Source organism: Ruegeria sp. AD91A (assembly GCF_003443535.1).
Classification (GTDB): domain Bacteria; phylum Pseudomonadota; class Alphaproteobacteria; order Rhodobacterales; family Rhodobacteraceae; genus Ruegeria.
Genome location: NZ_CP031946.1, coordinates 3,089,216 through 3,112,483, shown reverse-complemented (window position 1 = coordinate 3,112,483; position 23,268 = coordinate 3,089,216). Strand labels below are relative to the sequence as shown.

Sequence of the window (23,268 nt, the reverse complement as noted above, 5' to 3'; positions counted from 1 at the left end):
TCAGATGCAGTATCGCAAAACCGAAGTCCCAGTGCCCCGCATGATCCAAATCCATGTGGCCGATCCTGATGGAAATCATATTCATATCGACTTCGAGGATACCGATTAACTGGCAAATCCTCGAAATAGTTGGAACGCAAAAAAGCTCGTTACTTTTCCCAACTATTGATCGAGATTCTTATTATTTGTTTTCTGTGCTTTACGAGCCAACGGTTTTGGGTAGAAAAACACCGATTTGGAGATCAGCATGCCGGACCTCGAAACAAACAAGAAAAACGTCATCGCTTTCTACGAAATGATGTTCAACGAGTGTCGACCTGCCGAGGCCATAGCGACCTTTGTTGGTGAAACCTATACGCAGCACAACCCGCATGTTGGCGACGGCAAGCAAGCCTTTGTCGAGTATTTCGAGCGCATGGCTGCCGAACACCCCGGAAAGCGAGTGGACATCAAACGCGCGTTTGCCGAAGACGACCACGTTATTCTGCATTGCCACCAAATCTGGCCCGATGGTCTCGAGTACGCAGGGATCGATATTTTTCGCCTGGATGCTGATGGTAAGGTTGTCGAGCACTGGGATGTTCTTCAGGAAATTCCAGCAAACAGCGCGAATGAAAATGGCATGTTTTGACTTAACCGTTGTGACTACTGTGCATGGAACTTTGAAGACTCCTGCCGGCTGAGCCACGATAGTCAAAAGTCATAAGTCTGATCCAAGAAACCCGCCGAAGCGTATCTATCAAGAACCTTTTAGAAAGAAGATAAATATGCTCCCGAAGAGTATTCTTGCAGCGACCCTTGGACTATTTGCAGCTACTTCGCTTCATGCTGGTGTACAAATTCGCTTTATAGAAGGCGCACCCAAGGACCGTTTTGTTCTGACAAATGTCGGAACGTGCGAAGTTGAAGCTTCGACCCTCAAAATCGACTTGTCGCAATCTGCCGGACGTCTGATTTTCGACGTTACCGAAAAAGGTGCAGGCGTAGAGGTCTTTCAACCTCTCGAATTCGTTGAGGGTGCGGATGCTCTGCGGCAAATTCCAGCGGTCGTGGACGGGCAAGATTCAATTGAACTTCAGATCGCCTCCCTCGCAGTCGGGGATAAACTCGCCTTTACCATCGATGTGGATGACACCATCGGGCAACGCGAAATCACCGTAACAGGGTCGGAGATAGAAGGCGCCACGGTGTCTTATTCCGATGCGGATAAGACCAGTACTGCAACCTTCTCTTCCGAAGCGCTTGTCAACGTGACGACCAAGGATTGCTGAAAGCAGTCCCGCAATGTCGAATTTGTTGATCCGCATAGCATTTCTCGCGCTCATGTTGGGAGGCGGCATCCTGATCGGGACACTGACCGCACCTGGCGATTGGTATGCGCAGCTTTCTAAACCTGCTTTCAATCCACCAAATTGGATATTTGGCCCGGTCTGGACGGTGCTTTATGTGTTGATCGCCATGGCGGGTTGGCGTCAGTTCGAAACAGACCGAAGCTCGGCTGCCATGAAGCTGTGGTGGGCACAGATGGCTCTGAATTTTTTGTGGTCCCCAACCTTTTTTGTACTGCAACTGCCGTGGTTTGCCCTTGTGGTCATTGTCGCGTTGCTGATTGTCATCGTCGTGTTCATCGCTCGGGTCAGGAACTCGGATCGGGTCTCCGCACTGGCCTTCTTGCCTTACTTTGCATGGGTCGCATTTGCCGCGGCACTGAACCTTTCCATTGCAATACTGAACTGAGAAGGAACAATATGCGTGCCAAATTTGTTGGGCTTGTTTCAAGTCTTTATATCATCGGATCTACAATGGCACAGGCTGATGAAAAACTTGCAGAAGACTTCTCCAAGTCTCCGGAGACGCGTTGGGACTACGTTGCCGACACTGTCATGGGCGGAGTTTCTTCAGGGCAGGTGCAGTTTAGTTCGGAAGGTAATGTTGCATTCGCGCGGTTGACCGGAACCGTCAGTACAGAAAACAACGGCGGTTTCATCCAATTCCGACGCAAGTTGCCTGATCGGCCAGATGAGGGTGTATCAGGCGTCAGACTGTTGGTCCGAGGGAACGGCGAGCAATACTTCGTTCACCTCAGAACACGTGGCACAGTGCTTCCATGGCAATACTATCAGGCCGAGTTTCCAACTTCTGAAGAATGGACCAAAATCAGTTTACCCCTGTCAGGCTTCAAGGCTTCAGGTGCCATGTTGCGCGCTATTCCCGTCGCTGACGAAATCACCACAGTTGGGGTTGTTGCCTACGGGCGCGATCATGAGGTCCGCGTAGACGTCAGCGAGATTGATTTCTACTGAAGGTCGCCCAAGCGATGGGCTAAAAAACACTAGGGTGAAAACCCATTCAGTGTAGTCGCGCCCCCAAGTGGGGCGACAAGCCGTCAGTGTTTCTCCCAATAAACCTAAAGCTGGGACCCAATTGGTAAAACACTTAGAAAACCAGAAACTAAGTGATCCCAGACTGATCCTGTCGGCTCGGATCGATATTCAAGGATGTTGCCATCATCATCTTTTGTCGTCCATTTAAGCTGACCATCTTGCTCGAGCGTCACGTTATATGTGTATGCAGGTAAAGCGTCGTCCAAAGCGCTCATGGTCTGTGCAGTCAGTGTTGGCGAGTCAATCAGAATTCCCATCTCGGTGTTGATATTGACAGATCGTGGGTCCCAGTTGAACGACCCTACGAACAAGTATCGGTCATCAACTGCAAATGCCTTGGAGTGTAGGCCTGACCTTGATTGAGCCCAGTTTATACCCCGGCGCTGGACCTGATAGGCGTCGGGTCGCAACTCATAGAGTTCTACTCCACCGCGTAGAAGTGCTCGGCGTTTTTTAGCGTAGTGTGCGTAAACGGGTGCGACGTCGTTAGACGCAAGCGAATTGGTCACGACCTTCACGTTAACACCGCGGCTCTCAAGTTCGGTAAGCCATTTCACACCGTTGTTGCGCGGCACGAAATAGGCGGACACGATGTTCACCTCACTGTTGGCATTCTCAAAGTACGGAAACAATTGAGATGCCAGAACGGGACCTGAGTTCTCGAGACCCGCGGCTTTTGCGGGCGGATCAGCATAAAGCTTCGCAGGCAGCCAATCCAGTGACAGGGCTCCTTCCGCGAAGTTCTCTTGCGCTGACTTTCTGAGGGCAGCGCCGTACTGGGTTAGCTTCGCTTCCTCGACCAGTTCGTTTAACCGGACTCGCGCATCAGCAAGGTCAAATTCCTTAGGTTCTCCAACAACCACACGAGCCGGAACGGCGAATTCGCTGTTCCAGTAAGCGTCAAAGCTATGCGACACCTCGCGTACAACAGGGCCTGCGGCCAGCACATCCAGATCGGCATAGTTCATTTCTTTCCGTGCCAAAAAATACTCGGCGCCGATGTTTCTCCCACCCACAATCGTGAACACGTTGTCCGCCGTCATGGACTTGTTGTGCATTCTGCGATTGATGCGTTTGAAGTCTGTCAGACCCGCGAACAATAGGCTCTGATCGCGCCAAAACGGATTGAACAGCCTGATTTCAATATTCTCATGATTGTCCAATGCGGCCGTCATCGCGTCATAGCTGGACGTATCCATGTCATCCAGCAACAATCGGACACGAACACCCCGGTCTGCTGCCTGCAAAATACTGGCCGCAAAAAGGTGACCCGTGGGGTCGTCGTGCAGAAGGTAGTATTGCGCGTCTATCGTTCGCTCGGCCGCTGCAGCCATCAGCAGTCGTGATACAAGCGCTTCTTCTCCATCACTGATCAGCTTGATGCCTGACCGACCGTCTTTGGGGTCCCCAAGGCGATTGGCCGCCTGGCCCAGAGCTGTGCCCGAATTTGCCTGTAGCGCAGCCGATACCGTCTTTTCATATGTGCGGGTTTTTGGAGCGCAAGCGACAAGAGCCAGCGCGCAACAAACACAAATCACGAACTTCCATTTCGCCATCGGCTTCCTCCAACCCTGTGTCCTAAGTGACTACGCCGGAGCACGCGATTGCAAGTTTGTTCTATGAAGCCTGAGGTTGTTTCGTTTGTTAGTGTTGATTTCGCAAATCCAACAATCGCCACGATGTCGGTTCGCGAATTTGTCGCAACCTCAGTTCAAAAGTACTCTCGCACAACCCAATTGCGTCGAACCAAACCGTTCGCAACCAGTTTCCGCGTTCTAAGTCTCTCTGTTCTGATAATGTGATGCTCTCTGGTTTATGGAGTGTAGGTACTCTTTGTATTGACCTATCGCGATACTGCCCCACCATTCTGGTGCAAATTTTAGGAGCATCCTGAGTGTTTGCGAGGACCATAGCCTTACTGATCTGCACCGTGTTTTCCCAGGCCATGGCATTGCAGCTCAGCGAAACCGGGCGCTACGAGCTAAATCAACCCGCAAGTCTCGATTACGACCCAACCTTTTGTGGGTTGTGGATCGCGAACGAGGGGCCCGAGGCAGTTCTTGTCACGTTGCAAGGCAATGAGTTGAGACGCATATCCAACGATCTCTTCCGGATCAAAGCAATTGCTATTGAAGGGGATCACTTGTTGCTGGGAGATGGCCTTGGCAGCCTTCAACGAGTCACAAAGGACGTCGAGCCTTTAGGAGCGCCCTTTGAACTGGAAGGTAGATTTGTGGACACGGAAGGAATCGCGATCAACGCCAAAAGACAAATCGTGACCGTAGAGGATGATCCCGAACGGTTGTCGTGGTTCACGTCAGAGGATGCTTTGACAGCGAGGTTGGATACAATGAAGCTCTCTCCTCCCTTGAGTGAGGCACAGGGTATCGCGATTGATCCACGCACAGGCCACATGTTGATTGTTGATGATTGGGAAGGGTCAAACAGCCTGTACGAGTTCACGGCTGATGGCCATCTGCTTGCCCCAGCAAAGCTTGTTGGAGTTTGGAACAGACCCGGAAGGCATTGCCATAAGGCCTGGATCCAACCAATTGTTCGTGGCGTTCGACAGCGGAGCGAAGATTGTCACGTTCGACTACACACCCACCTTGCCTGAAGGATCAACGTTGCTGGCCTCGGGCGCGGATTGCATGATGTTCTAGGTGTTTGGCGACCTTCGTACGCCAACGATGATCAAGCGAGGAAACGGGGTCATCAAACACAAGTTCTGAGTTATGCGCTGCGTTGGCTAATTCGGTTTTCTACAAACCAAGTCGAACCTCAGCAGATCAAGCCAGTGCTGCGCAGCCGCTTTCAGCTACACAGCAGAAAGGTTACAATGCGCCTTCGTCGCCCAGGAACTCGATACCAGCTGTCGCGCCATCACTGTAGGCTATGCAATTCCAAGGAGCACGATCCTCGCCAACGCCGACAGTGACTTGTGTTCCCGCCTCGCTAAACGCGGATGAGAGCACCACGACTTGCGAATTGTTCGTCGTGTTGGCTACATCTCGCAAACATGCCTGTTGAGCCGGTGTGAGCTCGGCGGACGCGCTTGATGTACTCGTGTCGTCGCAGGCCGCAAGCAGTGCGAAACATGTCGCGCCTGCAATCATCACTATCTTGTTAGACATTTTCTTCTCCCTTTGGTTCCCTTGAAATTGGTAAAATTGGATGCGCTTTTTTGAAGCTCTCGCGTCTGTGCAGCCAATAGAACATACCTCGATCCTGTGACTGTCTTGCCCAAAACTTGCCGCGGAGGGCTTGGTCGGCGGAACGATTTTTCGTTGACTACCGAGACCGCCAACAACGCGTGATGGCTGAATGGCGTCACTGCAAAAAGCTAGAGCGAACTCTGGAGGGAGGGCTAGTTCGTTGAGTCTAAGCATCGCGTCCTCCCAACGCTCGATCATTATTAAAGGCCTTCCGACCGCCAGCACTCACTCTAGCAGTCGGAAGGGCCCGATAAATCGGGCGACACCGACAACAACGGAGGTAAAATAAAGTTGAGTCGAATTCGCATGTTTGAATCTAATTTTTCATAAATCAATATTTTTTCCGCGCGTAAATTTCTCTACGCTCTCGTACGATAGGCCTCTGCGTTCAACAAAAAAGTAAGTGGGAGCTGCGAGTGTGTTCCCCTGAGCGGCGAAGCGATTTGAGGCCGCACAGAAACAATGAAGGGATTGAAAGATGGGATTTGGTGAAGCCGTTAAGACGTGTTTCTCGAAATACTTCCAGTTCTCCGGTCGGGCTATACGCTCGGAATACTGGTGGTTCTTCTTGTTTGTGGTTCTCGTGAGTGCTGCTTTAGCTGTGCTGGACACCATCTTATTCGGGACCAACCCCGAAACAGGGCAGGGATCACGGGTTCTGTCCTCTGTTTTCCAACTGGCCGTTCTCATACCTATGCTGGCCGCTGGTTGGAGAAGGCTGCATGATACAGGACGACCTGGCTGGTACTTGCTGCTGCCGATGGCGCTCAGCATTGTAACTCTTTTTGTTATGCTGGGTGGGGTGGCGTTCTTCTCGGTATTGGAGCAAGGGACCGAAAACCCCGATGCATTGCGAGGACCTGCGGCCGTCCTGGGCGTGACCGGTATTGTTGTTGTCTCAATTCTTCAATTGGTTCTGTCCATCCTGATGATCTGGTGGCTGACGCGACCTTCCCAAGAAGGCGCAAACGAATACGGCGCACCTGTTTCCTAACTTTGTCGCCCGGGTAACGGGCCGGAAACTCTGGCTGAATGACAATACGAACCAAAACACCATGGAGAGAGAAAATGAGTTTCCAAACGATTTCCATTGGAACACTGATGATGGCAATGGCGACCACAGCATCAGCGGAGTGGTCGTTCAACTCCGGGCCTAACCCCAATGCTTTTATTCAGACCGGAAACATGACGCTGGAACTTCAGTGTAACCGTATCCGCTTTGCTCCGGCTGGATACGAGGACAGCCAGGACATTGTGGATAAGCAGGGGCTTTCCATTCGATTTTTGAAGAACGGCACCACCGAAGTTGGCGCATTTCAGGTTGGCGCTGAAAACGCTGCTTTGCAGATCGTTGACAATTATCCCGTCGAGATCAGTTTCAATAGCCAGCAGGACTATGGTTTTGTACTAGACCAACTTGCGGCCAATGCATCGGTAAACCTGTCGATGGTTGATCAAGATATCAGCTATGGAATCTTTGACTTGAAAGGTTCCGGCGCGGCAATTCGGTCCCTTCGTTCCGCGTGCGATTCAGATGCTAGCCAGGGGACCTCCTACGAAGCACCCGAAGGCATCGTCTATTGTGGTGGCGGAGCGATAAAACGCGTAATCGAACCCGTAATTTTGGACAACCCGGACGGAGAGTGGGACACGCGAGTAACGGTTAACGGCGAGTCGATCAGAGCCATGACGGCCTACAGCTACTTCGGAAACTCTGAGCCGCCGACCGGATTTGTCGTGGCCCTGCTTGGGGAAGACAGGTCCGAATTTCTGATTTTTAGCGAAGGCTCGGCAAACTGGCTGGAATACGGGGACTATAGGTATGATCAGTGCAATTGATACCTCCTGCCTACCAGCTTTCCAAATAGCGCGTCAGATGAAATGTTTGGTCGCCGGGATTGTGCTTGCTTCGGGCCTTGTTTGGACCTCACCAGCTGTTGCGGCTGATGTTTCGCAACTTCCGCCCGGTTTGCGGGCAAAGGTTGATCTGGCGGAACAGGCCTGCGGGGAGTTCAACGACGGTCAGTTTGACATAGCCTGGGGCGCGGTTGAAAGGGTCGATCTCGACGGAGATCTTCAACACGACTGGGTTCTGAATGAGTCTGGATTCGCGTGTTCAAGCGCCGCATCTCTTTATTGCGGAACTGGCGGATGCATGTCGCACTTTTGGGTTAGTGAAGAGGTGCACTCCTTGCTTAACCAAGGCTGGACGGTCGTTGATTTTGGGCGTCAACGCGTTGTTGTGGCAGATATTCATGGATCCAATTGCGATGGAATAAACCCAACGCCTTGCGTCACCGCCAGTGTTTGGGATGCGGACGCTAAGACGTGGCGCTCGTCTGCTGGCGATTGGGAGTAAACTGCATATGTGCGTAGCAAATGTGCCAGAGGACGCCGTTAGCTCGATGGGTTCTCTGTCGCATGCAAACTTCTGGGCGAATTGTGCAAATTTATGCGCAAATACCGCACAGAGGTTATGGGCAAGCTTCCAAGATTTTCTTTAATGAAATCAATGTCGAAAACGCAGTGTTATGTGCGCACCTACATCAGGTGTAGGTTTGCGCATAACACTTCGCGCACCCCATAGGTTTGCGTAGTTTGCCCATAGTTTTGCGTTGTAAGTCTGGAACCAATCTGACGGTTGGATTGGTGCCAGCTCAAGGGCAATCACGAGTATTTTCAAGAAGCAGGGTTGATGCCAAACGCGACAAATGACGGCACCCATCCCGATGCGAACATTCCACCGTCATCCTACCTCGGATAAAACAGACGTTCCTGCAAGGATCAGAGTTCGTGGAGTCAGCCACCAAGCAGACCTTCGCTGCTAGCGCAGCACTAGGACTCAGTGACGGCGGCAATGCACAGGAAGCGGACTTTTCATCTAAGATGCAATGTTTTTTTCTTGGACAGCAGCTATGTGGGACAAAGCAGTCGTTCGTAGAATCTCTAAAGACGAAGATGCAAATGCGTGATAGCTCCAGATTATGGCCACGACATCTGCGCGAAATCGAACGCCCATACCTTACGCATTTGCGGGTATTGGTGTTCTCTTTGCTTCAATCTGTTTCGGGCTGGTTCCCTACTTCAGCCGCAGCCTGACCGAACAGGGTGTTGCACCCTATGCGGTCGCATTCTACCGCTATATTGTTGCGGCTCTTCTTCTGCTTCCTGTTCTCATTGTGCACCGAAAAGAATGGCGAGAGATCACTTGGGGTCTCTCCGCCGGAGCCGTAATGGGGCTTGGTTGGATCGGATATGTAACGGCGCTAGAGAAGCTGCCCGCATCGACAGTGGGTGTGCTTTACATGACCTATCCGGTGTTCACCTTAGGTATTGCTTGGGCAGTGTTTGGCGATGCACCCACGCGACGCGCCATGTTGGCCGCTGGTCTGATTGTAGTGGCAGCTGTCATTGCTGGCTCGCCTGCGTCAGTGGCTGCGGAACACCTACCAACGCTGCTGCTATCCCTTGCCGCCCCATTTGGGTTTGGCTTCGGAATTTGCGTACTGGTACACAGGTTGTCACGGATTGCACCGTTGGCACGTATCGCGTCAGTTTCTCTGGGGTCTGTACTGGGCCTCGCGCCGCTCATCCTTGGAGCTGAGGTTGGAGAGCTTCTCCCAAGGGAACAATCCGATTGGCTTTTCATTGTTGGTATTGGTCTGGTTACCGCTTTCGTACCCCAGCTTATCTACACGATATGCTCACCTGTTATTGGGGCTTCCCAAACTGCGGTCGTCGGAAGCATCGAATTACCCACGATGTTTGCCGTGGGATATCTTGCCTTTGGCGAAGCCATCTCTTTACCTCAAGCTTTGGCATGTGCCTTAGTGCTGGGCGCAATCGCGATCACAAGAAGTAAAAAGACGCGCACCGTATCTACCGTACTCGCAAAATCACCAAGGCGGTAGTACTGGGCTCGAACCGGTCATCTGACGGTTTCAGTTGTTCATCGGGTCGGTTCAGACGGCATCAAGGTCGGCCTAGCGGACAAAACCGCCACTCGCCGCATAGCGGCATTTATGGGCGAGGTAGTTGGTGCAGCCAAGATTGCACTTTGAAAAAGCAAACTGTCGCGGTAGCTTCCTGATTCAGCGTGACCAAATTTCTAATATTCTTCAATGGAGAACAATTCATGCGTAGCCTTATTCTTGCTTTGGTCTTTGCATCCACCGCCGTCGCCGCGCAAGACGAGCCAACGCGCACCCTCATTACCAATGTAAATGTGTTTGATGGCGTGAGTGACAGACTCATTGAAGGCGCCAGCGTGATGATCGAGGACAATCTCATCTCGGCAGTGTCTATCGATCCGATTGACGCCGAGGGTGCCATGGTCATTGACGGCGGTGGGCGCACAATGACACCCGGTTTTATTGACGCCCACGTCCATCTCACTCTGCAGGTCAACTACGCTGAACTGGCCGCACTTGATGAGTACTACTTTGCGTTCACGCAAGCGGACCAGGCGGAGAAAATGCTGCTGCGTGGCTTTACAACGGCGAGAGACGCAGGCGGCAATGTGTACTCACTAATGCGCGCAATCAACGAAGGGCTGGTGAATGGTCCACGGCTCTATGTGTCCGGCGGAACCATCGGGCAGTCAGGGGGACACGGCGACTATCGTCTTCCTAATGATCCTCCTAGATTGATCGCTACGCAAGCGCCGTGGGCCGTCCGCCAGGGACACTCAGCCGTGATTGATGGGCCGGATCAGGCCTTGTCGGCGGCACGGGAGCAGTTGCGCAAAGGGTCGACGCAACTCAAACTGTTTACCGGTGGCGGAGTCGCGTCCCCGACCGACCCGCTTGATGTGGTTGAGATGACGCCAGAAGAAGTCCGTGCTGTCGTTCAGGCCGCAGAGAACTGGAACACATATGTGATGTCGCATGTCTACAACACGCGCGGCATACGGCTTGCCGTCGAAAACGGGGTTAAGTCGATTGAGCACGCCAACTTCATTGATGAAGAAACACTCGACATCGTCATCGAAAATGACGCTTGGCTCAGTGTGCAAGCGCTGGTCTTTGTTAATACTCCCGCAGGCATGAGCCCTGAGGTGCAAGACCGTTTCAAACAGGCACTGGCTGGTTTGGACAGCATGTTCAGCCTTGCAAAAGAAAAAGGGTTCAAGAAGCTTGCCTTCGGCACAGACGTGATCGGTGACCCGGCCTTGCTTGCGCGCCAGAACGAAGAGTTCTCACTGCGCACCCGCTGGTTCGAGCCCGCCGAAATTCTACGCCAAGCCACGTCTGGAAATGCAGAATTGATGGCACTGTCTGGCCCAAGGAACCCCTACCCTGAAAAACTGGGCGTCATCGAAGAGGGCGCATACGCAGATCTCATTCTGATCGACGGCAACCCGCTTGAAGACATCGATGTATTGGTGGACTACGACGAAAACTTCGACCTGATTATGAAAGACGGCGTTATCTATAAGAATACACTGAACTGATTTCGTTAAGCTAGCAGATGCGTCTTTGCGGCTTCCTGCTTTTGGTTGTTTGGACAAGCAGCCGCTTTTCATCTCGAAGGCAACTTAGTCCGGAACAGGCGTTGGTTGAAGCTTCCTGTGTGTAGTTTTTGGATTGGACGATCCTGTATGTTGCATTGCAGTACGCAATCTCCGTTTCGACGGCTGCTTCGGGCTCGCAGCCGGCATTCGGTCATTTCACTCAGACAATTGACGGGCACCAAGGGGTCAAGGTCGGCAAAGTGCTGTAAGCAGCCTTGTGCACTCGCAGCTACCAGATCACTCGGCTATGTCTGGTAAGGGCTATTAACGATATTTTATGCCAAGGCCGGTCAGTTGGCACTCAAGTCACACTGAAGCACCAAGATACATTCCCCTACGTCGTCTTTTCTCATTGATCTGGGACTGGCTTCGACAGATAGAGAGGTGTGCGGTGGCTGTCTTCCTTCGCAAGTGGCGCATTTCAAAGCGCTGCCGGAGGATCTCCGGTGGCCTTTATTCACGGCTTACGCACCTGCCACAGGCCCTATCAGAGGACGTCATGCCCCTTTCACCTGACGGTCAAGACCGCGCAACTCGCGCCATTGACCCTTTGCCAATACGCCTAATCAAGCGCGCTATACTGGTTCTTATCGGCCTGTTTTATTTCCTCTTCGTGGCCTTTGCCCCTCTTCTTTGCGTTCGGCGCAGAGGGTTTCGGGGTTGGTATTGGCGCCTGGTGAAACGGTCATGCTCACGCCTGCTGTGGCTCCTCAGCATCCGCGTCGAGATGCGTCCTGAGGAAAAGAATGCCCTCGCCGCCGACACCAACAGCATCATCGTGGTCAACCACCGTAGCCATCTCGATGGCTTCAGTCTCATGCACGTGGTGCCAGACACCAAATGGTTCACTTTCGCGGCGAAGTCAGAGTTCTGGAACAGCAAACTCCTGCGCACTGGTTTTGATGGAGCGGGTCTCGTCCCTATCAACCGAGACTCCGGCTCAACGGCCATGGATACGCTGATAAAGGCTGTCAGGGAAATGCCTGCCCGCTGTTCCATCGTGCTATTCCCAGAAGGCACCCGATCCAAAACAGAATCGCTCGGGGACTTTAAAGCGGGTGCTGTCTTAGTCGCCCGAGAAACCGGCCGCACGATCACCCCCATTGTCATCCATGACAGCGATAGTCTACTTCCACGCGGCAAACATTTACCGCGCAGCGGGACGATCCGTGTGGAGGCATTGCCAACATTCGCGTGCGATCCTACCGCTAGTGTGGATGAGGATCTGGCGCGATTGCGCAGGCAAATGATGGCTGTGTTTGAGCGGTGAGGTCTGTTTGACAGAAATATGCAGAAACCGAGTTTGTTGAGTTTTCGCTACGCGTAGCGGCAGATTACAGATTTGCAGAGCAGTTGTACTTGTCGGTGGGATTTTCGCCAACGGGTATCGATATTCGAAGACCTAGTTAGTACCCGTATTTCAGTATGCTCTTGGCCATTCGTATCTATGGATGGGCTGCTTGGTATTGACTCTGAATTCTCAGAAGATAACGGACATTTAAGTGCCCTAATCTTGCTATTCTTGCCGGAGGCAGAAAAAGCAGGGGAGACACGAATTTGCCAGATGCTGTACGACGTATGAGTGATCAAAAACTAACACTAAGCTGCCATCAGACCACCAGCATCGCCTGCGATACCGACTATGCAATCATCGCCGATCTGAATGCGATTTGCCGGGCTTTCCCCTCCGAGTTCCAGTTTGGGTGAGGTTAACCAGAACGCGCATTGCCACGGGGTCATTTCACGTGGCAGGGCTTTCAACACTTTTTCCATCAAAGGAAGCGGGGTTCCATCCTCAGCAAACTGGAAAGATGGATAGGCGTTGGCCCCTTTGTAAGGCAAGGAAAGCACCTTCCCGGTTCGTGTCCAGATGTCGGCTATCCGCGTGATCTGCCAGGAGCCCTTCTGCCATTGTGCGTGCACGTCGGCATCGTCCAGCAATGGATACTCACGCGCAAAATCATCCATCCGGATGTCATTGACCGCGCAACAATGCCCCTCGAAATTATGCAAATACATCTACTTACTCACTGAACTCACTAACAACTCATGAAACGATACTGCCAAAAAACCGTTCTAACCAAAGTTAAGAAGTTCACATTGGGCAAATTAAACTTCAGCTAACCTCGTTTTTTTACCTACTGCGCTGAAATTATTGTTGGTTTGCTTACGATGACCCGCCGTTCTGATGCTCGTAAAACCAGTTCTGAATTCTTGGCTTTGTTACTCATTGGAGTATTAATCCTCACAAGCTGAGGGCATTGGCCATGAATCTACCGAACCAATCTCTGGTTTGTTAGTGATCAACATCAACGCGTTGGACCAAGCCGCCAATCATTCTGTCCAGTGTTGGAAACTAGTACCGAGCGCGGGTTCTCTTTTCTACGATCACGATCCTCCTCGTCTGACACTCCCGCAAAAAGACAAACAGTCCTGATCCTAAGATTAGCGTGACACCAAGCGGGATGGGGAGGTTTTGTATTTCTACCGACCTAAATTCCTTTCTCTGGTCACAATACGGACTGACCATTCCAAAAATTTCCTACCGCCACCTTGAATTTTTGGACCAAACATTCCAAATCATACGCATGAGCAAAAAAACTCTCCCAAATGGCGACATCAAATCACCCGCAGGCCCGGGTAGGCCTCGCGCCTTTGACGAAGCTGAGGCTTTGGAGAAAGCCTTGTGCGTTTTTTGGCACAAGGGCTACGAGACCGCATCTGTGGATGATCTGACCAAGGCCATGGGTTTGAGCCGGTCCAGCTTCTATGGAGCGTTCGGCAACAAGCAGGCTTTGTTTCACAAAGCCCTCAGCCACTATTCAAGGCGTGGTTTAAAAAATCTGCGTGACGTTGCAGATGCGGGCGGAAATGACCCCGTTGGTGCGATAATGGAAGCTTTGGCGAACCCACAAGGTGGTCGTGACGGCTGTATGCTGATCAATTGCCTTACGGAGCTTGCTCCTCATGATGATGAAGTGGCGGCTCTCGGGCGACAGCATTTGGAGAGTATTGACGAGATTATTGCGGGAGCGCTTGAGCCTTCGGATCCGGGACAGGTACTCGACAAGGCACGCGCCTTTGCCTCCCTTGCAATTGGCACGCTAGCCTTGCGCAAGGCGGGCGTTCCCAATGAGCAGATATCGCAAACCCTGAAACAAGCCCGGTTGGTGATTTCGCCATAAGGCCCCCCGCCACCATAAGGAAATTAAACCTAACACAAACTCAAACAAGAGACAGTGACCCCAATATTGGACCAATTAGTCCAATAATATCTGAACGAAGTTTGCCAAAGAAGGAAGCAGCAATGGCTGATGAAAAACTGTTCTCCGGCATCAAAGCTGGTGCAATCGAACTGAAAAACCGCATTGTCATGGCGCCACTGACCCGCAACCGGGCAAGAGCCGAGGATGACAGCGTCCATGACTTGCAGGCCAAGTACTACGCGCAGCGGGCAGGTGCTGGTCTGATCATCACGGAAGCATCGCAAATCTCGCCCCAAGGAAAAGGCTATGCCTGGACGCCCGGCATTTATTCCGAAGCACAGATCGACGGCTGGAAAAAAGTGACTGAGGCCGTCCATGCCAAGGACGGGAAGATCGTAATCCAGCTTTGGCATGTGGGCCGGATTTCGCATACCAGTTTACAGCACGATGGTGGCGCCCCTGTTGCACCATCCGCAATTGGCGCTAAGGCCAAGACGTTTGATGGTGAGCAGTTTGTTGAAACATCTGAACCGCGGGCTCTGACCATCGATGAAATATCTGGCATCGTTGCCGACTACCGGAGGGCCGCAGAAAACGCCAAAGAGGCCGGTTTCGACGGTGTCGAGGTCCACGCAGCCAACGGATACCTTATCGATCAATTCCTGCGGGACGAATCCAACAAGCGTGAAGACGAATATGGCGGTCCAGTCGAGAATAGAGCACGGTTCCTGAAAGAGGTCATGGACGTGGTTGTCGATGTCTGGGGCGCCGACCGCGTCGGCGTCCGCCTCAGCCCATTCTCGTACGCCAACAACATCTCCGACAGCGACCCGCAGGCGACATTCACCCATGCGGTCAAATTGCTGAATGGCTATGGGCTGGCCTATCTTCATCTTGTGGAGGGACAGACCGGCGGCCCGCGCGATATTCCGGAAGGTGGCGATCTGAAGGCGCTCTATGAATTGTTTGACGGTGCGAAAATGGGCAACAACGCTTACGACCGAGACATGGCGATTGAAGCGGTTGATACCGGCGCCGTCGATCTGGTGGCCTTTGGCCGGCCGTTCATTTCCAACCCGGATCTTGTCAACCGGCTGGAGAAAGACGTCGCGCTGAATGAGCTCGATCCAAGTACTCTCTACGGCGGCAACGAAAAAGGGTACACCGATTACCCGTCGCTGGAAGAGGAAGCGATCGCCGCGGAGTAGTACATCGCTGTTAACTCCATGGTGATAGGCAATACCAAGCAAAGTGAGCGCGCCGGATTGGACGCGCTCACCTAGCAGTTACGGCAATATCCACTCTTGAAGCAGGGAAAGGTCATAACCAAAGGCGTGAACCCACGCAGTGGCATGAATTGTCTAACGTCAGCGCCAAGCCGCCGCTGCGAGATGTTGGGTGAAGGTCCGCTTGGGTTATACTCTGCGAGTTGAGGCACAATGTAGAGAACGACCAGATGAGGTCCATACAACATTGCCATATTATTCAATGAAGGATGACTGCCTGAACGCGGCTATGGGGATCAAAGTTTGCGACAGGTCTGCCAAGAATCCGCCACTGGTTTCTTCGATCAACCCAGCCATTTGGAATAGTCGCTGACCAACAGATGTGTCGGAGCAAGATCCTCCTCAACCTCGGCAAAGCGGCCGATGGGTTCACGAAAGATATTGTCGGTCTCGTCATCGTTGACCGTTGAGACCTCACCGATCAACACATCCCCTCCTTCGCCCCAGAACGCGTGCCAATCACCAGGACGCAGGGTAACGCTTTCACCCGGTGCCAGGCGCAACTTCTCGCCCGGTTGGCAATGATGTCGGATGCCGTCCAGCCAGACCACACCGCCGCGATCCTCTGCGAATCCACCCGCGTCGTCTGAGCCGAAAAGCTCGACCACCAGAGTTGCGCCACCGCGGTTGATGATATCCTCAGCTTTCAGAACATGCGTGTGCATTGGCGATAGCTGGTCCCGCCTCGAAATCAATAGCTTCTCGGCGTAGCACATGCCGCCGCCCTTGGCCAAATCACTCTGCAACCCGTTGCGCAGGGTAAAGAGGAACAGGCCCATCTTGTCAAAATCACCGTCACCGTAATCGGTGATGTCCCATCCGCATCTTGCGTCAATGATGTGACAGGCATCACTTTTACGGGCTTTAAACTCCTCGGGTGTCCAATAGGCAAAGGGCGGCAACGTGAACCCGTGAGAGCGGATCATCTCATCTGCTTGGGCCATGATTTCATTGATGCGCGAGCGCTTCATGCCGGCACTCTTTTGGTTTTGAGGATTTCGATTACCATGGCTGCGGTCCACGTAAAGCTACTGCCGCCACAAGGCTCGCCGCTCATCGGGTCATAATACTCCGCAAAGCCGCTTTTCTGAATAAGCTTTAGGCTGTCGGCGAGGATCCGTTGCGCCATTTCCCTCTGCCCAGACCGACTTAGACCTTCGGCAATCAAATAATTTACGATTAACCATGTGGGCCCGCGCCAGTAGCGCAGGCTATCAAAAGCGCCATCTGCCGGGTCGTGACTGGGCACCAGATAGCCGCAACGCTCGCCCAATAAAGCGATCCTTCGTGCGAGCGCATCAGCACGGCCATGAGGTACATCAGCAATTGCCGCGAGCAACCCACCAATCGTTGGTGTGTCTTGCAGGCGACCAGCGGCACGGTTGTAACACGTGTATTGCCCAAGCGCCGGGTTCCAGAGGCTTTCCAGAGCCGCGCGGCCATTTGCGGCCATCTCACGCGCTTCAGAAGCGATTGACGTATCGCACAAGATTTCCGCCAAATCCGCAACTTGGTCACAGGACCGTATCAGGATGCCGTTAAATCCTGGGTCAACGAGGCAAAAGGGCGAGGCATCGTGGAGCTTCGCATTATCCCATCCAAGTCCTCGGAAGTACTCGACCAACCAGATATAACACTTGTATTGCTCGTCCGACGGGCGGTGATCTGGGTTGGCGTGTGTCGTATCGCGCCGCGTAAATGGCGCGACCCCCTCGATCGGCACCGCGTCCAGCCCTTCATCCCAATCCACCGAGTTGTCTCGACCAGATTCCCAAGGGTGGATGATCGCAACCAGCCCCGTGCCGTTCGGATCGCGGTTGCGATAGAACCACTGATGCCACGCATGGACTTTGGGCAGGAGCTTGGCCAGCCGCACGCGGGCTGCGGCCTTGTCTTCCGCCCGATCGTAAAGCTTGCGTAAAGCAAAGCCCACAACCGCTGGCTGGGTGATACCAGTCGTCGGCACCACGCGTCCAGTTTGCCAAACGTCAGGACCAGGAAAATACCCATCATCAGGTTCGTGAAAAATGATATGCGGCACCATACCGTCGACCCACTGATGGGCCATAAGAGTCTCGACCTCGACCCAGGCCCGCTCCATGTTGAAATGCGAAAAGCCAAGTGCGGACAAGGCGCTGTCCCAGTTCCACTGGAAGGGATAGAGGCCATGGGTGGGCACTGTGTAAGTGCCCCGGTCATTGTTCTCCATGACCTTGCGTGCCTGATCGATCAACGCTTGGCTCATCTTGTTTCTCCTTTACGCGACAGCCAAGGTGGTTTCGGGGTCGAACCAGCGTCCCCGGCCTTCTTGCGGCGCTAACGTAAGTACGTCACCGGGTTTCACGTGGAGTTCACTATCCAGCACAGCGCGGAACTGGTGACCTTCGACATCACAAGTCACCAACAAATGCGCGCCAAGAGGTTCCACAACCTTGGCTCGCGCTCCAAAACCCTGATCAGCAACACGCAAATCTTCCGGGCGAATGGCCCATTTCAGGTCCTTGCCATTTGCCGGCCCATCGAAGTTCTGCCCGGCAACAGTCCAACGACCAGAGCCCGCAGCTTCAGCGGGGAGGAAATTCATTGGCGGATTACCGATGAAACTGGCCACGAACTCGGCCGCTGGATCCCTATACACTTCGATGGGTGAGGCTGCCTGAACAATTTTGCCCTGATGCATGACGCTGATCCGGTCGGCCATGGACATGGCTTCGACCTGATCGTGTGTCACATAGATGGCAGTGGTCTTGCTTTCGGCCAGAACACCCTTCAGCTCGGCGCGCATTTCCATCCGCAACAGCGCGTCTAGGTTCGACAGCGGCTCATCCATCAGGATCACGTCCGGCTCCATTGCCAACGCGCGGGCGACAGCGACCCGTTGGCGTTGACCGCCTGACAACTCACCCGAATAGCGCTTTAGAAGCTGTTCGATATGCATCAGCCCAGCGGTTCGTTCGACCCGACGTTTGACCTCATCATCGGGCAGTTTTTGCATCCGAAGACCAAAGCCAATGTTCTCGAACACGGTCAGGTGCGGAAACACCGCATAGTTCTGGAACACCATCGAGATGCCGCGATCTTTGGGAGAAAGGTGATCTACGCGACGCCCACCGATCCAGACCTCACCGGTCGTCGCTGTCTCAAGCCCTGCAATGATGCGCAGAAGCGTGGATTTACCGCAGCCCGAGGCGCCCAAAAGGACCATGAATTCCTGGTCTGCGATGGTCAGGTTGATATCGTGCAGAGCCTGGTAGGATCCAAAATTCTTGGCAACGTTTTTGATCTGTATTTCAGCCATAACAGTTTCCTTTCAGTCACCGCTCAGCGGTTGGCGATGCCCCACATGGCAAAGAGATATTTGCGCACAGCAAAGATGAAGATCAGCGCAGGCACCACGAGAATGAAGCCGCCTGCGAATTTCAGGTGCAACGGAGCTTCGCCCAATGTCTGCAATAGGAACGCGGGAAGCGTCCGGTTCTCGATAGTCAGCACGGCAGCCGCGAATACTTCGTTCCACGAGATCACAAAGGCGAAAATCGCCGAGGCTGTAATCCCTGGCAGAACCAAAGGCAGGATCACCTTGGTGAAGGCGGTCAGCCGTGTGCAGCCCAGCGTCCAGGCTGCCTCCTCGAGCTCCAGCGGGATACCAGAGAAAAGCGAAAAGGTGATGAGAACCGCGAATGGGATCGCCAGTGTCGTATGGACAAGCGCCAGACCAAAGGCCGTGTCATCCAGACCTGTGCGGATGAAAAGAACTGCCAAGGGCAGCGCCAGAAGCGGCAGCGGGAAGGCCCGTGTCAGCAGGATCAGCAGCCGGAACAGCTCTTTCCCACGGAAGTCAAACCGCGATAGGGCATAGCCCGCGGGGGCTCCGATGGCGATGGACATCACCATCGTCATCAAAGCCACCACAACTGAGTTCCACAGCGCCCTCAGCATCCCCTGGAACCCCATAAAGAATTCCAGGGATCCCATATTGAACTCCGGGATGAAGCTCTTGGGGAAACTGTTCACTGTATCCGGTGAGGACATTGTGTTCACGAACAGCAGGTAGAGCGGTATGATCACCCAGGCACACAGCAAGATCACGCCTGCTCGGTAGAGCCCCCTTCCCGCCTTGCGGGCGTCAGGGGCCACAACGTCTGCTACAGCCGTCATATCGTGGCTCCTTTCGGGACGCGCAGAGCGCGCATGATGATCAGCGTAAACACGATTGAGATAATCAGAACGATGATCGCCAGCGCTGCTGCTGCCCCACCATTTTGCAGGTCAAACTGATAGGCGTAGATCTCGCCCATAAGCACCGGGAAGATCGTGCCCCCAAGGGCTGCGACCACAGCAAAGACTTCAAAGGCCAGAATGACACGCAGGACCAGGGCAGTTTGCAGCGATGGGCGCAGAAGCGGCAAAGTGATCCGGGTGAACTGTTTCCAGCGCGAGGCGCCAAACACATCCGCAGCCTCGTAGTATTCCTTGGGGATCAGACCAATTCCCGCCACAAGGATCACAAGCATAATCGCGGTCGCACGCCAAATCTCGGCAAGCATAATCGCCAGGAACACTACCCACGGCGTTTGATAACTCAGCAAACTTACCGGTTGGTCAGTGACACCAAGCCCGACCATCATCGAGTTCAGGAAACCCGACTGCTCGAAGATCGCCAGCCAGATGATACCGGCTGCAAGGTCAGAAATCCCCAAAGGAATGGTCCAGATGTACAGAACCAGATCGCGGCCCTTTTGCATCTTCGTGACCATCGTGGCCATCAGAAGTGACAGCGCCAGCTGGATCGGTACCACGGCCGCGGCCAGAAGAAATGTGTTTTTCATCGAGATCGGGAACTTCCAGTAGCTCACAACCTCGCGAAAGTTATCCAGTGAAAAGCCGTCTCCTGTTCCAAAAGCCTGCTGCGCCACCAGCGCAAACGGGTAGAGGAAAAACAGGCAGAGAAACAGCGTCACCGGGAGGATCAGAAAGTAAGGCAATAGCCGCGCTTCCATCGGACCGCTCCTTTAAGTTGGGATTATGCTGGGGAACCGGGCCACAGCTTCTGCGGCCCGGCAGTCATGGAAGGTTTTATTCGACGGGGCAGGCACCTTCCGAAGGCGCATCTGGTGCCCAGCAAGGCGCGCCAGTTTCGTTCATGATCTTTTCCAGCTGTTTCTTTTGATCTTCCAGAACCTGCTCAATGGGTTGACCAGCCAAAACAATGCGTTCGAACGCATCCACATATACACGGTTGAAGTCGCCGCCCATGCTACCCAGACCCGCAGGCAGCAGGCCGGGATTTGCGTCTGCCGAGCTGCTCATCTTGGCAACCGCTTCGCCGGCAGCTTTGACCGAAGGCGGTAGGTCGGCGGGCAGCTCAACATCAACCACGGGGAAGAAGTTTGTTGCCTTCAGTGTCGCGATCTGTGTCTCGGGCTGCATCAGATAAGTCACCAAAGCTTTGGCACCTTCGGCATCCGGCGCGGTGCGTGGGATGGCAACACCTGCCAGAACGGGCATGAAGCCACGGCCAGTTGGGCCTGCAGGTGCTGGGAAGGCAACGAAATCATCTGGGCGTTCATTGAATGCCTGCGCCAAACGCGACGTGTGGTCAAAGACGATCCAGGCATCCCCGTTCAACAGCTGTTCCTGCATGAATGAAAAGTTGGTCGAGGCAGGGTTCGTATGGCTCCACAGCTCTTTGAACTTTTCCCATGCCGTCACAGCCTCGGGCGAAGCAAAGGTCCGCACAACACCGTTGGTGTAGGACGGGTAAAGATAACCTTGGAAAAAGCGGTGTTTCAGACCCTTGGGACCTGCCGGAAATCCGAATTTCTTCTGACCCGTCGCTTCTTCAACGTTCGCCGCCCACGCAATCAACTGGTCATAGGTCAGTGCATCAATGTCCGCACCTTCAGGCAGGTATTGCAGTGCTTCCGTGTTTGCGGCCATGATGTAACTCGCTTGCATCCACGGCATATATTGCAAGCTGTCAGTACCCAGCTTAGCGAGATCATTGAAAGTGCCCGACGCCGACATGACGCCAAGTTCGCTAAGGTCCATCAGGTCATCAGGATTCATCGCCGAGAAGTTGCCATGCAAGGAGCCCAGCAAGTCGATGCTGCCTGAGTCGGCTTGCAGCTCGGCTTGCAAGCGAGTCAGCCAGGGGCCATCTTCGTTCGGTTGGTAGTCAACCCCGCCCTCGAAGCCACCAAGAACCTCGGTTCGCATAGCCTGCGCTTCTTCGGCGGGCCGGGCCTGGGTCGACCAGAACAGAGTTTCAGCTTGCACGGCAGCAGCGCCAGCAAGCATGGCAACACCGGACACGGCAACCGACAGTTTCAGATGAATCGACATGATTTCCTCCCTATGTCTGAGGCTGACCGAAACCCGACAACCTCTCTCCCTCGCCGACACCTTTGGGTCAGTCCGCGGGCGAATGCAGTTAATATGGTATATCGTTGTATCTTGAGTCAAGCCTGTTGCCGCCAAGCTTTTGCTATAATTTGCTTGCCATTTGCAAAACCACTTGCGATTTTAGGCAAACGTTATATCTAAACTGTGACCCATGACGAAAAAACCCACCTTATCCAGCGTTGCCAAAGAAGCGGGCGTGTCGGTTCCAACCGTCAGCCAGGTTATGCGTGACACCGGCCGAATTTCAGAGAAGACACGTCAGAAAGTCCTGAGCGCAGCCAAGCGTCTGCGCTACGTCCCAAATCAAGCGGCGGCCACAATGCGATCAGGTGACAATCGCGAAATCGGTTTTATCCTTAACAAATTGGCCAACCCGTTTAACGCAGAGGTTGTGAGTGGCGCCGTCGACTTGCTCGAAACCGAAGGGTTCATGGTGTCGATCCTCGATGCGCAAGGCGATCTTCAACGTCAGGACCGCCTTCTGGAAGCCTGCATCAGATTTGGCCGACGTGGTTTGATCTGGGTTCCGGCACTAGACACAAGCGAAGTATCTATGGAGCTTCTGAATGCTCACGGTGTTCCCGCTGTGACATTCATGCGAAAGGTGTCGCAGTCTTTCGACCATGTCGGCATTCTTAATACCGAAGCCCTCGCACAAGCCACGCAGCACTTGATTGATTTAGGGCACAAGCACATCGCCTATTTTGGCGGCACCGAGCAATCGTCCGTGCGTGAAGAACGCATTGCCGGTTACCTTGGCGCTTTAAAGCAGATGGATGACGTGCAGCCAATTGTCTGGCCATGCGATGAGAATAAGAGTGCTGGCGTTGACGCTATTGCCGCACTCCGTCACCAACACCCCGAGGTGACGGGTATTGTTTGCAACGGAGACGTTGTGGCGCTTGGCGCCTGCTTCGGATTGATCCGGTCCGGTTGGAAACCAGGGCATGATTTTTCGGTGGTGGGTTTTGATGACATCGAGGATGCGGCCGTCTCGACGCCCGGCCTAACAACCATGGCGATCGACCCGAAGAAGTTAGGCAAGCGGTTGGCCGAGATCCTTCTGGACCGGATGCGAACACCCGATCTGCCAGTCTGTCATTTCGAGTATTCTGCGACCCTGACAATTCGAGGAACATCAGGAGCAGCCCCTAACCTCTAAAGTGTATACGTCAGTTGCTGTCGCAGGCGTTTATTGCGCTACCATGCGAAATTTGACACTTTGGACTCATTGCTGACGTTTTCTGCATACACGATCAA

General features: G+C 53.5%; 23 protein-coding genes. 13 read left to right on the top strand and 10 right to left on the bottom strand.

Features of this window, described 5'->3' with window-relative positions; translation table 11 throughout:
* Nucleotides 1-247 precede the first annotated feature (247 nt).
* From D1823_RS15580 to D1823_RS15565, 4 genes are all read left to right on the top strand, one after another.
* Entirely contained in the window at nucleotides 248-631 is a 384-nt protein-coding gene (locus tag D1823_RS15580; protein WP_117870811.1) for a nuclear transport factor 2 family protein, read from the top strand.
* Between the two features lie 136 nt (nucleotides 632-767).
* Entirely contained in the window at nucleotides 768-1,271 is a 504-nt protein-coding gene (locus D1823_RS15575) for an aggregation factor core (RefSeq protein WP_117870809.1), read from the top strand.
* 13 nt (nucleotides 1,272-1,284) lie between these two features.
* Entirely contained in the window at nucleotides 1,285-1,737 is a 453-nt protein-coding gene (locus D1823_RS15570; protein WP_117870806.1) for a TspO/MBR family protein, read from the top strand.
* An 11-nt stretch (nucleotides 1,738-1,748) separates the two neighbouring features.
* Nucleotides 1,749-2,303: a CIA30 family protein gene (locus D1823_RS15565; RefSeq protein WP_162896862.1), complete on the top strand. Its 555-nt coding sequence runs from the start codon at nucleotides 1,749-1,751 to the stop codon at nucleotides 2,301-2,303.
* A 104-nt stretch (nucleotides 2,304-2,407) separates the two neighbouring features.
* Here D1823_RS15565 and D1823_RS15560 read toward each other — a convergent pair whose 3' ends face one another.
* The gene (locus tag D1823_RS15560) at nucleotides 2,408-3,940 is read right to left on the bottom strand and encodes a phospholipase D family protein (protein WP_117871545.1); all 1,533 of its coding nucleotides are present in this window, start codon (nucleotides 3,938-3,940) and stop codon (nucleotides 2,408-2,410) included.
* A 338-nt stretch (nucleotides 3,941-4,278) separates the two neighbouring features.
* On the opposite strand from D1823_RS15560, the gene D1823_RS15555 reads away from it, so the two are divergent.
* A complete protein-coding gene (locus D1823_RS15555) occupies nucleotides 4,279-5,001 on the top strand; it encodes a hypothetical protein (RefSeq protein WP_254683748.1) in 723 nt (240 codons plus the stop codon).
* Nucleotides 5,002-5,218: 217 nt separating this feature from the next.
* On the opposite strand, the gene D1823_RS15550 is transcribed toward D1823_RS15555, so the two are convergent.
* Nucleotides 5,219-5,518, bottom strand: a complete 300-nt coding sequence (locus tag D1823_RS15550) for a hypothetical protein (RefSeq protein WP_117872929.1) — start codon at nucleotides 5,516-5,518, stop codon at nucleotides 5,219-5,221.
* A gap of 559 nt (nucleotides 5,519-6,077) precedes the next feature.
* Between D1823_RS15550 and D1823_RS15545 the strand changes: the two genes are divergently transcribed.
* Complete coding sequence (locus tag D1823_RS15545) at nucleotides 6,078-6,593, top strand: DUF805 domain-containing protein (RefSeq protein WP_117870863.1); 516 nt, start codon at nucleotides 6,078-6,080, stop codon at nucleotides 6,591-6,593.
* A 74-nt stretch (nucleotides 6,594-6,667) separates the two neighbouring features.
* Nucleotides 6,668-7,438, top strand: a complete 771-nt coding sequence (locus D1823_RS15540) for a hypothetical protein (RefSeq protein WP_117871543.1) — start codon at nucleotides 6,668-6,670, stop codon at nucleotides 7,436-7,438.
* Nucleotides 7,439-7,526: 88 nt separating this feature from the next.
* Here D1823_RS15540 and D1823_RS21965 read toward each other — a convergent pair whose 3' ends face one another.
* Nucleotides 7,527-7,682, bottom strand: coding sequence for a hypothetical protein (locus tag D1823_RS21965; protein WP_162896846.1), 156 nt, complete (start codon nucleotides 7,680-7,682; stop codon nucleotides 7,527-7,529).
* A gap of 901 nt (nucleotides 7,683-8,583) precedes the next feature.
* Between D1823_RS21965 and D1823_RS15530 the strand changes: the two genes are divergently transcribed.
* From D1823_RS15530 to D1823_RS15520, 3 genes are all read left to right on the top strand, one after another.
* Nucleotides 8,584-9,510: a DMT family transporter gene (locus D1823_RS15530; RefSeq protein ID WP_117871541.1), complete on the top strand. Its 927-nt coding sequence runs from the start codon at nucleotides 8,584-8,586 to the stop codon at nucleotides 9,508-9,510.
* 224 nt (nucleotides 9,511-9,734) lie between these two features.
* Nucleotides 9,735-11,051 carry an amidohydrolase family protein gene (locus tag D1823_RS15525; RefSeq protein WP_117871539.1) on the top strand — a complete coding sequence of 439 codons (1,317 nt, stop codon included), beginning with the start codon at nucleotides 9,735-9,737 and terminating at the stop codon, nucleotides 11,049-11,051.
* 559 nt (nucleotides 11,052-11,610) lie between these two features.
* The gene (locus tag D1823_RS15520) at nucleotides 11,611-12,381 is read left to right on the top strand and encodes a 1-acyl-sn-glycerol-3-phosphate acyltransferase (protein ID WP_162896861.1); all 771 of its coding nucleotides are present in this window, start codon (nucleotides 11,611-11,613) and stop codon (nucleotides 12,379-12,381) included.
* Nucleotides 12,382-12,710: 329 nt separating this feature from the next.
* Here the strand turns inward: D1823_RS15520 and D1823_RS15515 are convergent, their stop codons facing one another.
* Nucleotides 12,711-13,130: a hypothetical protein gene (locus D1823_RS15515; RefSeq protein WP_117871535.1), complete on the bottom strand. Its 420-nt coding sequence runs from the start codon at nucleotides 13,128-13,130 to the stop codon at nucleotides 12,711-12,713.
* A 446-nt stretch (nucleotides 13,131-13,576) separates the two neighbouring features.
* On the opposite strand from D1823_RS15515, the gene D1823_RS15510 reads away from it, so the two are divergent.
* Nucleotides 13,577-14,296, top strand: coding sequence for a TetR/AcrR family transcriptional regulator (locus D1823_RS15510; RefSeq protein ID WP_254683747.1), 720 nt, complete (start codon nucleotides 13,577-13,579; stop codon nucleotides 14,294-14,296).
* Nucleotides 14,297-14,418: 122 nt separating this feature from the next.
* Nucleotides 14,419-15,525 (top strand): alkene reductase, encoded by a 1,107-nt coding sequence (locus tag D1823_RS15505; protein WP_117871531.1) that lies wholly within the window; start codon nucleotides 14,419-14,421, stop codon nucleotides 15,523-15,525.
* Between the two features lie 362 nt (nucleotides 15,526-15,887).
* On the opposite strand, the gene D1823_RS15500 is transcribed toward D1823_RS15505, so the two are convergent.
* The 6 genes from D1823_RS15500 to D1823_RS15475 form a co-directional block, all read right to left on the bottom strand.
* Nucleotides 15,888-16,574 carry a D-lyxose/D-mannose family sugar isomerase gene (locus tag D1823_RS15500; RefSeq protein WP_117871529.1) on the bottom strand — a complete coding sequence of 229 codons (687 nt, stop codon included), beginning with the start codon at nucleotides 16,572-16,574 and terminating at the stop codon, nucleotides 15,888-15,890.
* The gene (locus tag D1823_RS15495; RefSeq protein ID WP_117871527.1) at nucleotides 16,571-17,848 is read right to left on the bottom strand and encodes an amylo-alpha-1,6-glucosidase; all 1,278 of its coding nucleotides are present in this window, start codon (nucleotides 17,846-17,848) and stop codon (nucleotides 16,571-16,573) included. The genes D1823_RS15500 and D1823_RS15495 overlap by 4 nt, the downstream gene beginning before the upstream one ends.
* Before the next feature lie 12 nt (nucleotides 17,849-17,860).
* On the bottom strand, nucleotides 17,861-18,901 hold the full coding sequence (locus tag D1823_RS15490; protein WP_117871525.1) for an ABC transporter ATP-binding protein: 1,041 nt from the start codon (nucleotides 18,899-18,901) through the stop codon (nucleotides 17,861-17,863).
* 23 nt (nucleotides 18,902-18,924) lie between these two features.
* Nucleotides 18,925-19,761, bottom strand: a complete 837-nt coding sequence (locus tag D1823_RS15485; RefSeq protein ID WP_117871523.1) for a carbohydrate ABC transporter permease — start codon at nucleotides 19,759-19,761, stop codon at nucleotides 18,925-18,927.
* A complete protein-coding gene (locus D1823_RS15480; protein WP_117871521.1) occupies nucleotides 19,758-20,603 on the bottom strand; it encodes a carbohydrate ABC transporter permease in 846 nt (281 codons plus the stop codon). The genes D1823_RS15485 and D1823_RS15480 overlap by 4 nt, the downstream gene beginning before the upstream one ends.
* Before the next feature lie 76 nt (nucleotides 20,604-20,679).
* Complete coding sequence (locus D1823_RS15475) at nucleotides 20,680-21,948, bottom strand: ABC transporter substrate-binding protein (protein ID WP_117871519.1); 1,269 nt, start codon at nucleotides 21,946-21,948, stop codon at nucleotides 20,680-20,682.
* Between the two features lie 211 nt (nucleotides 21,949-22,159).
* Between D1823_RS15475 and D1823_RS15470 the strand changes: the two genes are divergently transcribed.
* Nucleotides 22,160-23,170: a LacI family DNA-binding transcriptional regulator gene (locus D1823_RS15470; protein ID WP_117871517.1), complete on the top strand. Its 1,011-nt coding sequence runs from the start codon at nucleotides 22,160-22,162 to the stop codon at nucleotides 23,168-23,170.
* Nucleotides 23,171-23,268: the final 98 nt, after the last annotated feature.